The organism is Nocardia sp. bgisy118 (assembly GCF_057708605.1).
On the sequence record NZ_JBYISM010000002.1, the window covers coordinates 178,123 to 193,473 of the forward strand.

At 69.7% G+C, this 15,351-nt stretch carries 14 protein-coding genes; 5 read left to right on the forward strand and 9 right to left on the reverse strand.

Annotated elements, in window-relative coordinates; genetic code table 11:
- Positions 1-170 precede the first annotated feature (170 nt).
- The 8 genes from AC3EO7_RS03080 to AC3EO7_RS03115 form a co-directional block, all read right to left on the reverse strand.
- A complete protein-coding gene (locus AC3EO7_RS03080; RefSeq protein WP_435590395.1) occupies positions 171-1,295 on the reverse strand; it encodes a glycosyltransferase in 1,125 nt (374 codons plus the stop codon).
- Between the two features lie 81 nt (positions 1,296-1,376).
- Complete coding sequence (locus tag AC3EO7_RS03085; RefSeq protein ID WP_431964903.1) at positions 1,377-3,218, reverse strand: putative bifunctional diguanylate cyclase/phosphodiesterase; 1,842 nt, start codon at positions 3,216-3,218, stop codon at positions 1,377-1,379.
- 43 nt (positions 3,219-3,261) lie between these two features.
- A complete protein-coding gene (locus AC3EO7_RS03090) occupies positions 3,262-5,409 on the reverse strand; it encodes an Rv1355c family protein (protein WP_431964905.1) in 2,148 nt (715 codons plus the stop codon).
- Positions 5,406-6,176, reverse strand: coding sequence for a hypothetical protein (locus AC3EO7_RS03095; RefSeq protein ID WP_431964907.1), 771 nt, complete (start codon positions 6,174-6,176; stop codon positions 5,406-5,408). Before AC3EO7_RS03095 ends, AC3EO7_RS03090 begins: the two co-directional genes overlap by 4 nt.
- 253 nt (positions 6,177-6,429) lie before the next feature.
- Positions 6,430-6,864, reverse strand: a complete 435-nt coding sequence (locus AC3EO7_RS03100) for an effector binding domain-containing protein (RefSeq protein WP_435590396.1) — start codon at positions 6,862-6,864, stop codon at positions 6,430-6,432.
- A complete protein-coding gene (locus tag AC3EO7_RS03105; protein WP_431964911.1) occupies positions 6,861-7,304 on the reverse strand; it encodes a GyrI-like domain-containing protein in 444 nt (147 codons plus the stop codon). The genes AC3EO7_RS03100 and AC3EO7_RS03105 overlap by 4 nt, the downstream gene beginning before the upstream one ends.
- Before the next feature lie 338 nt (positions 7,305-7,642).
- A complete protein-coding gene (locus AC3EO7_RS03110) occupies positions 7,643-8,659 on the reverse strand; it encodes a GAF domain-containing protein (RefSeq protein ID WP_431964913.1) in 1,017 nt (338 codons plus the stop codon).
- A gap of 161 nt (positions 8,660-8,820) precedes the next feature.
- The gene (locus AC3EO7_RS03115) at positions 8,821-9,195 is read right to left on the reverse strand and encodes a DoxX family protein (protein ID WP_431964915.1); all 375 of its coding nucleotides are present in this window, start codon (positions 9,193-9,195) and stop codon (positions 8,821-8,823) included.
- Between the two features lie 173 nt (positions 9,196-9,368).
- Here AC3EO7_RS03115 and AC3EO7_RS03120 point away from each other — a divergent pair, with 173 nt between their 5' ends.
- From AC3EO7_RS03120 to AC3EO7_RS03140, 5 genes are all read left to right on the forward strand, one after another.
- Entirely contained in the window at positions 9,369-10,370 is a 1,002-nt protein-coding gene (locus AC3EO7_RS03120; protein ID WP_435590397.1) for a poly(ethylene terephthalate) hydrolase family protein, read from the forward strand.
- 33 nt (positions 10,371-10,403) lie between these two features.
- Positions 10,404-11,204, forward strand: a complete 801-nt coding sequence (locus AC3EO7_RS03125; protein ID WP_435590398.1) for a serine hydrolase domain-containing protein — start codon at positions 10,404-10,406, stop codon at positions 11,202-11,204.
- Positions 11,201-11,707 carry a hypothetical protein gene (locus AC3EO7_RS03130; protein WP_435590399.1) on the forward strand — a complete coding sequence of 169 codons (507 nt, stop codon included), beginning with the start codon at positions 11,201-11,203 and terminating at the stop codon, positions 11,705-11,707. The genes AC3EO7_RS03125 and AC3EO7_RS03130 overlap by 4 nt, the downstream gene beginning before the upstream one ends.
- 301 nt (positions 11,708-12,008) lie before the next feature.
- The gene (locus tag AC3EO7_RS03135) at positions 12,009-12,392 is read left to right on the forward strand and encodes an RNHCP domain-containing protein (RefSeq protein ID WP_431964921.1); all 384 of its coding nucleotides are present in this window, start codon (positions 12,009-12,011) and stop codon (positions 12,390-12,392) included.
- Between the two features lie 11 nt (positions 12,393-12,403).
- Complete coding sequence (locus tag AC3EO7_RS03140) at positions 12,404-12,814, forward strand: RNHCP domain-containing protein (RefSeq protein ID WP_431964923.1); 411 nt, start codon at positions 12,404-12,406, stop codon at positions 12,812-12,814.
- A 29-nt stretch (positions 12,815-12,843) separates the two neighbouring features.
- On the opposite strand, the gene AC3EO7_RS03145 is transcribed toward AC3EO7_RS03140, so the two are convergent.
- The gene (locus AC3EO7_RS03145; protein ID WP_435590400.1) at positions 12,844-15,216 is read right to left on the reverse strand and encodes an acyltransferase family protein; all 2,373 of its coding nucleotides are present in this window, start codon (positions 15,214-15,216) and stop codon (positions 12,844-12,846) included.
- Positions 15,217-15,351 lie beyond the last annotated feature (135 nt).

A 15,351-nucleotide genomic window follows, 5' to 3' on the forward strand; every position in this document is an offset into this window, starting at 1 on the left:
GCGCCACATAGGCACGGGCTGCACGCCCTGCGAGACATACCCACCCTCTGCGAGGGCCTCTTGATGCCAGTTGCATCTGGCCTGCCACACAGCATTCGGACGTCCCGCATAGGCACCGGGCGTGTGCAGAGTGCCGAACCCGTGTGGGAGGCCCTGGTTCGGCGCGGCGGTCAGCGGGCGAGGACGGCGAGCATGCCTTCGACGGCGCGGGGCCAGGTGAATTGTTCGGCGCGGGTCCGGGCGGCGCGGCGGCGGGCGACGGCGGGAAGGGCGAGGACGTCGGTGACCGCCTCGGCGAACGCGATGGGGTGGTCGGCGGCGATGGCGCCGCAGTCGGCGGTGACGATGTCGGCCAGCGCCGAGGAGCGGCTCGCGACCACCGGCGTGCCCGCGGCCAGCGCCTCCAACGCGGCGAGGCCGAAGGTCTCGTGCGGGCCCGGCGCCAGCGAGACATCCGCGGTGGCAAGCAGTTTGGCGACCATCGCGCGGTCGGTGATGAAACCGGTGAAGTGCACCGCGGGCTGGCCGTTCGAGAGCGGCGGCAGCGCGCGGGCGCGCCGTTCCAGCGCGTCGCGGCGGGGGCCGTCGCCCGCGACGACGAGACGCGCCTCGGTCCCCGCCTTGCGCAGCTGCGCCACCGCCTCGATGCTGCGGTCGACGCGCTTCTCGACCGAGAGCCGCCCGCAGTGCACCAGCAGCGGATGCCCGGCCGCGAGATCGGCGCGCAGCCTGCGGTCGCGCCTGCGCGGGCTGAACAGGTCCAGATCCACTCCGAGCGGAACGAGCTCGACGTTCGGCGCGCCGATGCGCAGGAACTCGGCGCGCGCGAATTCCGTTGTGCAGACCACGATGTCGTATTCGGCCGCGGTGCGGCGGTTGGCGATGTCGGCGCAGCGGCGGGCCAGTCTGCCCGGCAGGACCTGACCGAGCAGCCGGTCGAGCCGTTCGTGCGAGATCATCACGCCTGCCACGTCGCGCTTGCGCGCCCAGCGGCCGAAACCGCGCAACGTCAGCCGGTCCGACACCTCGAGCACGTCGGGCCGCAGGCCGGTGAGCACGTCGGCGACCCGGCGCGGATCGGCGGCGCGGTAGCCGCCGGTCCAGGGAATGGCCAAGGCGGGCAAGGTGATCCGCAGCGCGCCACCGGGCAGCACCTCCTCGGCGCGGCGCGGTCCCGGCACGATCAGCACCACCTCGTGCCCCGCGGCCACATAGCCCGCGCCCAGATGGTGCAGTGCGGTGCGCAGCCCACCCGACCGCGGACCGTAGAAGTTCGCCAGCTGCACGATGCGCACCCGCCGATCGTCGCAGCGCAACCGGATACGGCAGGCATCGTCACGCTCGAGGAGCGGTGAACATCTAGAAAAGAGAACCCGTCAATGCTTGGCGACGCCGCGGGCGGCCCGGGGCAGGTCCAGATCCAGCGGAATCCGGCCGAGCGCCAGGTGCGACTCGACCTGGTCCGACGGCATCGGCCTCGCGATCAGAAAACCCTGTGCCCGGTAGCAACCGAGGCCGACCAGGGTCCGCGCGGCCACCGCCGTCTCAACACCCTCGCCCACCACGCCGAGTCCGAACGAACCGGCGAGGCCGATGATGGATTTCACGATGGCCAGGTCGTCGGTGCTCGCGCCGAGCCGCTGCACGAAGCCGCGGTCTATCTTCACCGCGTCGACCGGCAGCGCCTTCAGGTGCGAGAGCGAGCTGTAGCCTGTGCCGAAATCGTCGATGGCGATCTGCACGCCCATCCGCTTGAGCCCGCGCAACGTCACCTGGGTGCGCGCCAGATCCTGGACGACCACGTGTTCGGTGATCTCCAGGCAGACCGAACTGCCGTCGATGCCGAACAGCCGCAGGATGTCCTCGATGCGCTCCACGAAATCCAGGCTCACCAGCTGCACCGGCGAGACGTTGATGCGCATCACCACGTTGGCGGCCAAACCCCTGCGGCGCCATTCGGCGAACTGCGCGCAGGCCGAGCGGATGACCCACCGGCCGAGCTCGCCCGCCAGATTCGTCGCCTCGGCGACGGTGACGAACGCGCCGGGCGGCAGCAGTCCCCTGGTCGGATGCATCCAGCGCACCAGCGCCTCGAGCGCGACGATCCGTCCGGTGCGCAGATCCACCTCGGGCTGATAGTGCAACAGCAGCGAGCCGTCGGAGACCGCGCCGCGCAGGTTCAGCTCCACGTCGTCCTGTAGCTCGAACTGGGCGCGCATGGCGTCGGTGAACACCGCGACGCCGTTGCCGCCGCCCGATTTGGCGGACAGCAGCGCGTGGTCGGCGCGGCGCAGCACGTCGGCCACCGTGGTCTCGCCGGGAATGCCCACCGCCACACCGACGCTCGCGCCGCGGCTTACCGATTCGCCGCCGACGGTGACGCGGCGGCCGATGAGCTGCTGGATCCTGGTCGCCTCGAGCTCAGCGGTGACGGCGTCCATGGGCTTGGCGGGCACGATGACGAATTCGTCGCCGCCGAGGCGGGCGATCATGTCGTTGGCGTCCAGATTCTCGCGCAGCCGCGAGGAGAGCGTGCGGATGAAGTTGTCGCCCGCGGTGTGTCCGAGAAAGTCGTTGAGCGCCTTCAACCGGTCGAGGTCGAGGAAGAACGCGGCGACCGGGCCCGGGTTGCCGGGGCGTAATCGGTCCTCCATGTGCTCGAGCAACGCGCGCCGGTTCGCCAGACCCGTCAGATCGTCGTGCAGCGCGATGTAGCGCAGCCGCTCCTCGGCCACCACGCGCGCCTGCACCTGGGCGAACAACGCGGCGATCGCCTTGAGCACGTTGAGTTCCCTGGTGCTCCAATCCCGGTCGCCCTGTTTGATGAAGCCGAGCACGCCGGTGGATTCGCCGCGCGAGATGAGCGGCACGCAGGCCATCGCCACCTGCGGAATTCCGGAGGAGCGCCGAATCGTCTCCTGGTAGTCGGCGGACTTGACGTCGGGGCGCACGATGATCGGCTCGGTGGCGAACTCGAGCTCGCGGAACACCGAGTCGGCGTTCTCGAACTGCACCACCTTCAGCGGATCGGGGTCGGGAATGTCGCCGCGGTGCGGCCACTCCGCGACGAGCACGGTGGCGCGCCGTTCCCGGTCGGTATGGCGCAGGTAGCTGAAGTCGACGTCGAAATGCTCGACCAGTCTGGCCAGCACGCGTTCGCTCGCCGCCACCATGGTCGTGGCGTCGACGCCCATCAACTCGGCGGCGACTTGCGTCACCAGTGAGTCGAGCGTTCGCCGAGGCACCTTGTCTCCGATCGTGCTAGCTGCGGTCGCCCGCACCCGGCACTGGAAGCCGCCTGCTGCGGACCGTGGCTGCTGCCGCGTAGCTCAGGCGAAGCACCAATGCCATGATCTCATGTCCAGGCACTCCCAGCAGGTCCAGGAAACGGCCCTGAAGTGACGTTAGTGTATCCGCGAAATCCGGGGAAATCGCGATCAGCTCGTCGGGGTGCCGCGCGTAAAGGAACACCGGGGACACCGGTTGCACGGCCAGACCGCGTCGTCCGGCCTCCAGCCAGACCCGCTGCAAAGCCCCGCCCGCCGTGGCGTAATCGGCCAGACTCGCACCGTACGGCCCCGGTCGGCACGGCAGCGTCACCGCGACGAGGGCCGAGCTCGACAGCACCCGATCGCGGCTGTACTCGCCGAGCGCGGCGCCGCCGGACCACTCGTGCAATCTGGCCATCACATCGGCGCGTCCGCCGATCCGCAGCTTGGCCTGTTCGTCCGGCGCGAGTTCCATGCCGCGCACGTCGATGCCAGTGCGTAGATCCTCGCCGGGCCAGCGCAGTTCGCCGTACATCTCCTGATGCAGGCGCGGTGTGAGGTGGCGGATGCGATCGGATTCGCCGATCAGCACCGCCGCTTCGGACAGCTCGGGACGACTGATGATCGCGCGCACCGCGCCGCCCTCCGCCGCGGCGGCCGCAGCGAGACCGGCCAGCACGGCGTCGCCGAGCGGCGCGCCGGTGCCGAGCTTGCGATTGGTGTCGCGCGCCAGCGCCGCCGGGTAATCGCGGGCCAGCAGCGGGTCGGAGCCCGCACCGAATTCCAGCAGCGCGGTCAGCGCCGTGCTGTCGTCCTCGATCAGGTGGTGGTCGCCGAGGATGCCGTGCGCCGCGGCCGCCGCGCGGGCGTTGTGCAGTGCGGCGCCGATCGCGACCGCGCTGCCGCGATAGCCGATGTCCAGCGCCGAGGACCGGTTGCGCGCCAGATCGATGCGCATCGCGTGGTGGTCGAGCCGCAGCTGCCAGGGCTGGGTGTTGCCGCCCGACGGCGCGCGCTGCGCGCATTCGAGCACGTTCACCCGCGCAGGCCCGGACGGCTCCGCTGTCGGGTCGGGCTCCCGCTCGCAGACCACGTCCTCGGGCTCCGGCTCGGCGAGTCCGTCGAGGCCGCGTTCCAGATCGATCCTGGTGCGCCCGGAGGAGAGCTTGTAGCCGAGGCCGATGCGGCGCACCGCTGTGGCGACGATCGCCGCGCCCAGTTGCACGTCGCCTGCCAGCTGCGGCCAGGTGGTGACGGTCTCGTCGATCTCGACCAGGCTCGCGGCCATCCGCGCCGACAGTTCCCTCGGATCCAGGATCCGCATCACGTGCGGCGCCTTCTCCTTGGTGGACAACCCGCGGAGGTCGGCGGCGGTGGTCGGGCCGAGCAGGCCGTGGAAGGGCGGGCGCTCCGGTTCCAGGTCGTAGCGCTCGACGTCGAAGAGACCGCGGTCGCTGGTGTCCATCAGCAGCGGCAGCCGGTGCCTGCGCGCGCCCTGGCGGACGGCGAACTTCACGTCCAGCGAGTCGCATTCCTCGACGACGATCGACAGCCCGTACAGGAACTCGTCCACCGTGTGCTCGTCGACTCCCGCGGTGTACACCTCGACCGGCAGATACGGATCGAGCTCGGCGATCCGGCGGGCCGTCACGATCGACTTGTTCACGCCGATGTCGAAGACGTTGCCCGGCACCCGATTCAGGTTCGACAGCTCGATGTCGTCGAAGTCGGCCAGCCGCAGCAGCCCGCAGGAGCCCTCCATGGCGAGGGTGTGCGCGATGGCGTGACCGACGCTCTGCCCGACCACCCCGACGGCCAGCCCCGCGAGCCGCCGCTGTTCGGCGCGGGTCACCTTGTTGCGGTTGCGGTCGAGCCGGATCGCACGGTAGGTCCGCTCGCCGGGCAACCCGGTCAGCGTGCGCCGCCACGGGTAGTAGACCCAACGGTCTGTCTCCGGTCCGCCCAGGTCGCCGGGCGGATTGTTCAGCTTGCCGAGCTCGGCGCGCAGCACGTCGCGCAGGTCGACGATGCGGATCATCGGTGACTTTCGCAGTTGTGCGAGGACGGACGCTTCGTCCGGCACGGTCTCGTCGAGGATCAGCGGCCGATAGTCCGCACCGGGACCAGGGTCACCGTTCATGCTTGCGCCAGTCCCCCTATCCGGGCGTCGCCCGCGGTGGCCAGGCGACGCGCCCGGGTGAACCAGGCGCCGAGCGCCGCCCGTTCGAGGGCGAGCAGCGAGCCCTGCAATTTGGTGGCGCTGGTCCGGCACGCGTGGCTGTCCCACCAGAGCGGGACGGTGCGATACCGATCGTCCGGATACGGCACGGCGGGCACACCGACGGCGATCCGGCCGCCGCTGGATTCGTACAGGCGGGCGGTGTGCGCCGCGGCGGTGACGAAACCGAACCGCGCGCCGAGCAGCCAGGCCGCGTGCACCACGCAGCGGGAGAGCGCGGCGCCGAGTTGAGCGCGGTGCGCGACGCCCTCGCGAGTCACCCAGACCGCCTTGACCTCGACTATGCCCTGGTGAATCCGCTCGGCGATCATCGCGCGAAGGTCGGCCTCGCCGGGGCGTCCGGCCCATGCGCCGAGCCCGTGCACTTCGTCCTCGAGGAGATACGGACCCTGGGCGCGCAGACCGGCGACAACCTCGCCCGCTGGATCGACTGCCGCGAAGAACAGCGAGGTCGAGCGCCCGTCGGAGACTTTCTCGTATTCCAATGCAGGTTCGACTTCATAGTGCCGGTAAACCCGCAGCGCACCGCGCAGATAGCGCCGCCACAGATCCGGATGCGCGCCCGGTGGAGCCACGTGGATGACATAACCGGAATGCATGTCGCGAAACCGCAACACCTCGGCATCGCGCGCTCCGAAAGCGCCGACTGCGACTGTTTCGACAGCCATGGTGTTCCTACTCCGTTGCTACCGCGCCCGCGCGCGATCTTCGAGCCGGGGTGACAGACTCCCCCGCCGCCGAGCGCTCCGGGAGAGTTTGCCTAGGGCAGTATCCGTCATCCGGCAGGAATTGACCAGACGTCTGGTTAATATCCCGAAAACTGATCGTGGTCCCCGAAATACTCGCAGGTCAAAGGCTGCAAGGTATTCCTAAGTTAGAAGATAGAGACCAGTCGGTTCACGCGTAGTTAACCTGTAGCTATCAGACAAGGATAGAGATGAACAACTCGACCGCCTCGGGCCCGCGCCACACCTCGATCTCCTCCCGATAGGCGCGGGTGATTTCGGCGGACGCGGTCGCGTCGTCCACTTGGGCCCATACGTCCTCTACCGGATCGTGATAGTCCCCGTTCGGTTCGAAACGAGCGTAGACGCCCTTCGGTACCCGTACGAGTAAATCGCCGACCGGCACCTCGGCGGGATCCGGATACTCGAAGCAGACCATCGCGTTGTAGTTTCCGGCCGGATCCGGCACATACACGGTGTACATGGGCTGGTCCGCGGCGCCGCGATCGCGTAATCGGTCCTTCAGGAACTCGATCAGATCGCTGTTGCTGACCTTGAAACTGGGTCGCACCCGCGGCACCACCAGTCCGCCGTAGAGCGCCTCGTTGCGGACGACGATCGCATACGTCATCGGGGATCGACCGCCAGGTAGAGATCGATCTTGTACGCGTGCGGGTAACACTCGAAATCGCCGGTATAGGTCCGCTTGATCTGATTGTGTTCCTCGGCGTAAGCGATCTGCGTCCAGAGATCGGTCATCACCTGCGGAAAATTACCGACCGAAGAGAACTTCGCGTAACTGCCGCGCGGCAGACGGGCAACGAGATGGCCACGAGTCACCTCGGCGAAGGATCCGCACTGATATCCGACGATCTGGGTGTTGTACGTGCCCAGCTCCCCGGTGTAATCGGTGTAGGCGCTGGCCAGCGGCCCGCCGAGCTCCTGATGCAGCACGGCCGCCCACGCGGCCTCCAAGTCGTGGTCACGCAGTTTTCCGAGGGCACGCTTCGGGCTGCGCACCGGCAATCCGGCAACCCACGTCTCATCCCGCTCGATGATTTCAAACTGCATGGAAAGACTCTTTCGAGGTGCATCCGGGGGTCCGCCCGCATCCGGTCGGCTAGAAACGCCATGCTATCAACATGATCCGGGTGGGACCGATCACATGTCCTACCGGCGGCCCGGCCGGATGGGGCCGCTGAACTGGACAGATGTCCTGCAAGACGGGGGTTCACCGGGCGCGATACGACGACGTCATCCACCTCGACAACGCCTTGGAACACCCGCGGGCCCGCCACGACGACAACCCGGCAGCGAACCGATAGCAACGATCGAGCGACCCCGAGAGACGCGCGGCAATGCCGTGCCGCGCGCCTCGCCGACGCCCGACCGAACCGCACCCGGTTTCCCTACTCGGGCACGGGATCCGAGGCGACCGGCCGGATCAGGCAGATCAGGAATCGCGGCAGGCCGCGCGGCAGCCTTGCGGCGTACAGCTCGACAGGTTGCCAGTCCCGGCGCAACGTCAGCAGCCGCACCGCCACCCTGGTTCGCTCGCTGCGCCGCTCGGCCAGCTCGCGCAGTGCGCCGAGGTAGCCGTCCACGTCGTCGGGATGCACGAGATGGGTGGTGGCCAAGGTGAATTCGCGCCCGTCGTCCGGATCGAGGCCGCGCGAGGCCGGGTGGTGCCGCCAGGCGATGTCGCCGAGTGGCGGGGTCAGCCACTCGATGATCTGCATGGTGTCGGCGTCGATCAGCGCGGTGGTGCCGCCGAGCAGCGCGATGGCCGCGTCGTCGCGATAGGTCGCGGGCACCAGTCCGGGCGCGCGGTCGGCCGCCACTTCGAGCAACAGGCCGCGCAGCGCGCCCTCGGCGTGATAGCGCAGGAAACCGAACACCCTGGCGGTGCGATCGTCCGGGGTGCGCACCTGCATGGGCCCGCGCCAGGCGACGCCGGGCCGGGGATCCAGCGCCGCGGTCATCAGCCGATCCCGGTCCTCACATTCGATGACCCGCGACAGGAACCACGCGCCGTGCAGCAGCGGATGCCCCTCGGGCAGCACCGGCCCGCCGCCCCCGCCGTGATTGCGCAACATCCACTGGCGGCTGTCCCACACGAAGGCGTCGACCGCGGGCGGGTCGGGCGGATCGATGCGCGACGCGCCGGCCCACAGCCGCACGGCGAGCGGCACGCCGTCCGGTCCCGGCACCGGAATCGCCAGTACCCGATGCGCTTCGCCGCGCAGCAGCACCGCGCGTTCGGACCGCTGCGCACTCTCGATTGCCTGTGCGATGACCGTTCCGGCCGCCGTCGCCAGTCCCGCGGGCCGTATCGCTCGATGCAGCGAGCGCTCCCGCGCCATCCCCTCCTTCGGCACGTGCCGAATCACCTTGTCCGGCTCCGCCGTATCCACGAGAAACCACATACGTCCTCCCCCTCACGTACTTCGGTGGCGTGTACTCCTAGCTGTTTCGCTCTCACCAACGGGCCGGATCCCCACGGCCCATCGCCCGGACACCGACTCTAACTGTCACCCGCGCGACCGCAGGCATCCCGCGGCGCGCCGCGCCGAGCACGCCGCGCGGCTCAGCCCCACTCGGCGAATCGGCCGATGGCGACGAAGAGCGCGAGGAGCAGCAGCACCAGGTTGATCGGCAGGTTCTTGGTCTCGCCGCGGTGCGAGTGCACCACCATCGCACAGCCCTGGAGAACGGCGAGCCCGAGCGCGGCCAGCGGCGTCAGCACCTCGGCGATGCCGGTGGCGCGGGGCAGAATCAGGCCGGCGGCACCGAGTACCTCGACGGTCCCGATCAGGCGCACCATGCCGGGCGAAAAGTCCTTGGCCCAGCTCATATTCGGATTCGCGGTGAGCTTCTCGTACGGCTGCGCGAGCTTGGCCACTCCCGCGGCGAGATACACCACCGCCAGCAGCCCGGCGACTATCCACAGTGCGATATTCATGGCCCGTCCCTCGTTTGGAATGAAAATCCGTCACGTGGAGCCAAGTGCTTCCCAGAGCGTACTCGCCGAAGCGATTGTGTCGCGGAACACTCCTGCGCTACAGTCGCGATCTGAGACCGGCCAGTTCCACAGCTTGCTCGGTCGGTTGACTCGAGCACGCTAGGGGGACCTCGATGACGAGGACGAACGGCCCGCGCCGCGCGGCCGCCGCGCTGCTGATCGCCGCCGCGACGCTGGTGGCTTCGCAGGCCACCGGCCGGGCCGGGGACGCACCCACCGTGCAGGAGATCTACAACAAGCCGGGCCCGCATCCCGTAGCCACCGCCGTACGGACCGATCCGTGCCAGGAGTCGATCGCGGGCATGGTCGCCCACATCGCCGTGCACCTGTTCGGCAACGCCGCGGATCCCACCTGCACCCAAGCCTTTCCGTACGGATTGCAGTCGCCGATCGGCGTGAACACCTACTACCCCGCCGACATCGCCGAGCTCCCGAGCGCGCCGCTGCTGGTGTTCACACCGGGCATCAACGCCAACCCCGGCATGTACGACGCGCTCGCCAAGCGCTTCGCCGAACAGGGCTTCGTGGTGGTGATCCCGTACGACTTCTTCAACTCGCTGGCCTACGTACCCGCCCTCGGCGTCGCGGTGGCCGTGCTCGCGAACCGCGATCCGAACTCGCCGCTCTTCGGCCGGATCGATCTGGGCCGCACCGTATTCGGTGGCCACTCGGCGGGCGGCCAAGCCGCACTGCAAGCAGCCACCGTCTTCCCCGCCGCCGCGCCGTCGATCGATCCCGCGCTGCGCGTGGCCGGGGTGCTCGCCATCGAACCGGGGCCGCTCGCGCTCGGCGCGGCGATCACCGTGCCGACGCTGTTCCTCACCGGCTACAACGATTTCGTCGTTCCGGACTTCGCGTGGGTGCGCTGGTGGCAGTACGACCTGATGGCCGCGGCTCCCGCCTGGATCGCGAATGCCCGTGGCGTCACCCACTTCTCACCCGTGGACGGCATCGAGCACTACCGCTCGGCGGGCGCGGCCATCGCCTGGCTGCGGCATCTGGCACTCGGCGACGCCGAGGCGGCGAGCTGGTTCACCGGACCGAACTGGCGCCTGCCCGCCGACCAGACCTACTTCAGCGTCCACCGCAACGCCCGTGCCGACGCTCTGAACTGACACCGAACATCGCACCACAGAGGGACATTCACCATGCTCTTCCGTCGCAACGCCTTGGTGGCTGGACTCGGCGCCACCGTGCTCGTCACGGCGGCGCTGCTCTCGCCCGCCGCCACGGCCGCGCCCCAGGCGGTCTGCGCCGAGCCCACGGCGGGTCAGGCTCCGGAACGACAGGACGCCGCCGACGTCGGGATGGACCCAGCCGCGGTGGCCGACGCGGTGGAACTGGGCGCGCGGACCGGGTCATACGCGGTGCAGATCTACCGGCACGGCTGCCTGGTCGCCGACCACACTCCGACGGGCAACATCCCGATGCCGCTGGCCAGCGGCAGCAAGGGCGTCGCGTCGGTGGCCGTCGGGCGCGCCGTGACCATGGGCTACTTCGGTCTCGACGACCCGCTCGGCACGTTCTTCCCACAGGCCGACGCCGCGCACGCGGACATCACGGTGCGCCAGGTGCTCAACCAGACCACCGGCATCCACTTCAGCTGGCCCGCCGACATCGCCGGTCTGTCCACCGACTCGGTGCGGCAAACACTCGCCGCTCCGGTCGATTACGAGCCGGGCAGCACCTTCCAGTACGCCCAGAACGGTCTCGCCCTGCTGCCGAAGATCATCGAGATCACCACGGGGGCCGATTTCCAGGACTTCGTGCAGCGAGAAGTCATGGGCCCGCTCGGCATCGACCGCGACAACTGGATCTGGCTGCGCGACCGCAGCGGAAACACCGCCGTCAACGGTGGCCTCGCGATGCGGCCCGCCGACCTGGCCCGGATCGGCAGGCTGCTGCATTCCTGTGGTAGCTCAATGCCGGTGACACCTATCGCGGCGTGAACGTGCCTGTCGCCCAGCTGTATTCGCATCCGGTGTTCGTCGGCTCGCCGCGCGACACCTACGCCTTCTCCGGGGCGCTCGGCCAGTTCCTCACCGTGGTGCCGAGCCGCGACCTGGTGATCGTCCGCCTCGGCGTGCCCTCCCGGTTCGAGCCGGGCAACCCGACCGGCGTGCTCACCGGAACCAGCAACCCCGACAACAAGGAACTGTTCCGCAGGGTGAGCGCCGCGGTCGTCGATGGGCCCGACCTGGCCTACGAAGATCCCTACGCCGTCCAGGACCCGAACCAGCCGCTGGTGCGCACCCCCGAGGATCTCGGCAAACTCGTGGACCCGCTCACCGTCGCCGCCGTCCTGCTCGGCGTCGGGCCGTACGCGTCGACGGAATGCAATGTGCTGTGGTGCAACGGAAAACCGGTCCCCGAGGACGTGTTCCGGCTGATTCTCGACATCGCCGGGCAGATCTCCGGCGCGGTCGCCGCCCTCGGGAACGCGCCACGCTGAGCGCGGCGGTCCCATGTCGGCTCGCGACATCGAGGGACAGGGCCGCTCGACGATCGCCCGCGAATAATCGGTGGCCCCCGCCGCGAGCGCGGCGCTACAGTTCCCTCCGCGCCGAACCGGACTCGGCCGAACAGGTAGCCGCGAAGGAGGACGATGTATGACCCGGCTCGCGCCGAGGGCGCCTCGAGGCGTGGCTCGGAAGCCCGACCACGCCGATAAAGCCGACAGCAACTGACCTTTCGAGGCGCACTCGGCCTGCTCCCGCTGCTCTTCACACAGCCAAGGAGTAAGGAGAATCCGGGTGTCCGACCCCAACACCTCGACCCATCGCGGTCCGAGCCCCGCGCTACGGACCGGCACCTTCACCTGCGTGCGCTGCGGCCTCGTGGTGGCCACGCTCGCGCCGGACGACAGCCGACGCAACCATTGCCCGAGCTGTCTCGCGTCGCAGCACACCGTCGATCACGTCGACGGCGGCGCGTCCGACTGCCTGGGCCGGATGGCCCCGCTCTCGATCGCGGTGCAGCGCAACGGTTCCTGGGCGGTGGTACACCGCTGCACACGCTGCCAGGAGCTGTCGCTGTACCCGGTGTCCGGCGACGACAATCAGCTGATCCTGATGCGGCTGGCCGTGCGTCCGCTCGCCGAACCGCCCTTCCCGCTCGAAGTCTTCGGCGATATGTAGGCGGGTGCGAGATGCCGCGAAGAAAGTCGAAAACCACTCGCGCGCAACGCCGCAAGGACGTGCTGCACGGGCCGGGCGGCGAATCCGGCGACGTCTTCCGCTGCGTCGGCTGCCGCATGGCGGTGTCCGTCGTCGCACCGGGCACCGCGCATCGCAATCACTGCCCGCACTGCCTGTCCAGCCGCCACGTCGACGGCCGGATCCCCGGCGACCGGGCGTCGTCGTGCGGCGGGCGGATGACCGCGGTCAGCCTCACGGTGCGCGACGACGGCGAATGGCTGCTCGTGCACCAGTGCGCGGCCTGCGGCGCGTTGAAGGCGAACCGCATCGCGGGCGACGACAACGCGCTGGCCCTGATGCGCATCGCGGTGCGGCCGTTGGCCGATCCGCGATGGGGCAAGCGCGCGCTGCTGGCGCTGTGACAGCCGGGGCCGGACGGACCGGCCCCGGCTCACCACCAGCCGAGAATCGGCGCCAGCTGGCGACCCAGCTCGGGAGCCAGCGATCGCGAGTAGCTGGCGGTGAGGTGGTGCTCGTCGTGATAGACGAGGATGTTGCCCTCGATGACCGGACAGACCTCCGGCGTGCACACGGCGTCGGTCAGGTCCAGCGGGAACACATTCGGGAACGACGCGGCGGGCTCGGCGGCGGGATTCACCTCGTCGAGCGCCTCGACCCTGGGCATGCCGCAGGCCACGCCGTCGGCGTTCTGGGCCAGGCAGTCGATGGCCCGGTAGCGGATGCCGTCGCGGCGCAGCCACGGCGTGTCGCGGACGGCGAGCACGTTGAGTCCGTGTTCGGCCAGCCGGGACCAGACCTCGAGGTAATCCGTCGGGGTCTCGTCACCGGTGCGGTCGCGCGGGCGGGTCCCGGTGGTGAACACCCACTGCGGCCGGTCGACGCCGAGACGGTCGATCACCTCGGCCGACCAGTCGCGGCAGTCGGGAATCGCCTCGCCCTTGTACATCGGCTCGGCCGCCACCGTCAGCGGGCAGCCCATCTTCAGGTAGACCGTGATGCGAAAGCCGTGTTCGCGGGCGAGCACGTCCAGCGCGGGCACCCAGTGCTCGGCGTGCGAGCTGCCGACCACCGCGATGGTGTGTTCGGCGTCGGCATCGCCATAGGTGCAAGTGATCACGTCGCGGGTGTCCCAGTCCGCGATGCACTTTTCTCTCGAGGGGTAGGCGGCGTCGGCGGGCGCCTCGAAGACCGTCGGCCGCATCTTGGCCCGCGGAACCGCCGCGCCCGCCGCCAGCGCCTCGGCGCCGGGGTAGCGCACCGGATCCAGGTACGCGACCGGCTGCGGCGGCAGGATTCTGCTCACCACCTGTGCCCCGACCGCCACCGCGAGCACGGTCGCGCCGACGGCCGCGACAATCCGGCCCGCGCGGCGGCGATAGCCGGATCGGCTCGCGCCCGCGCCTGCCCGCAGCGGCTCCTCGACGAACCGGTGGGTCAGGTACGCCAGCGCGAACGAGATCGCGAGCACCGCGAGCCCGGCCTCGATGCCCGCCGTCGGGGTGCCGCGCTCGGCGAGCACGAAGATCAGGATCGGCCAGTGCCACAGGTACAGCGCGTAGGCGAGTTCGCCGAGCCGGACCATCGGCGCCGCCGCGAGCAGCCGATTGGGCAGCGGCTGTGCACCGGTCGGCAGGCCCGCGCCCGACAGGATCAGCGCCACGGCCGCGCCCACCGGAATCAAGGCCGCTGGACCGGGAAACTCGTTGGCGCCGTCGGTCAGCCAGCCGCAGCTCAGCACGACGATCGCGCCGATCACCGCGAACAGCACGCGAAACAGCCGCGGCACCATCAGTTTCGGCGCAAGCACCGCGAGCAGCGCGCCTGCCAGCAGCTCCCACCCCCGCGCCAGGCTGTCGTAGTAGTTCCAGCCCTGGTGCAGTTGCACGCCCCGCGCGGCGTACAGGAACGAGACCACCGCGAGCGCGCCGAGCACGACCGCCACGGTCGGCCGCAGCGCGGACGCGCGGCCGAACCGGCGAACTACGGCCACCAGCAACGCGATTCCGACCAGCGCGACCAGATAGAACTGCCCCTGCACCGACATCGACCACAGGTGTTGCAACGGGCTCACCGACGGGTCGGCGGCCAGGTAGTCCGACCAGGACAGCGCCAGATACCAGTTCTGGTAGTACAGCAGTGAAGCCAGCGTCTGCGCGGCCGCCTCCGTCCACTGCGTGTACGGGCGGATCAGCACCGTCGCGACCGCGACGACGGCCAGCACGAACACCAGCGCGGGCAACAGCCGCCTGCCGAGCCGTCGGGCCGTGGCGGCGAGCGCGACCGTGCCGGTCGACTCCGCGCGCCGCAACAGCGAGCCGGTGAAGAAGAAGCCCGACAGGACCAGGAACACGTCCACGCCCCCGGAAACCCGGCCGAGCCAGATATGGAACACCACGACCAGCGCGATCGCGATGCCGCGTAGCCCGTCGAGATCGTGCCGGTAGCGCTCGGGCCGTGCGCTGGACTGCGGACGGACTTCGTCCGACTGCGCCCCCTCTCCGTACCCCCGGCCCGGCTCCGGCCATACGCCCGGCTGCTGACGGACTTCGTCCACCTGCGCCCGCTCTCCGTACCTCCGGCCCGGCTCCGGCCATACGCCCGGCTGCTGACGGACTTCGTCCACCTGCGCCACCTCTGCGTACCCCCGGCCCGCCTCCGGCCATACGCCCGGCTGCTGACGGACGTTGTCCGGCTGCTCCGCTCGCGTGTACCACCGCTTCGGCTTCGCGGGGGCGGTGACCACACCGGCGCTCCGGCTTTCGGCGACGCCGGACTCTGGTGACTCCTCCTCCGGCGTCCTCATCGCACCATCGACCGACGCGGGACCCGCGCGCACCGACCCTTGGTGTCCGCGCGGTGGACAGACGGTGAACATGACATGACACCCCTCCTATCACGTGCGGAGAAGCAAAATCCAACCGGACATGACTGCCGAAGA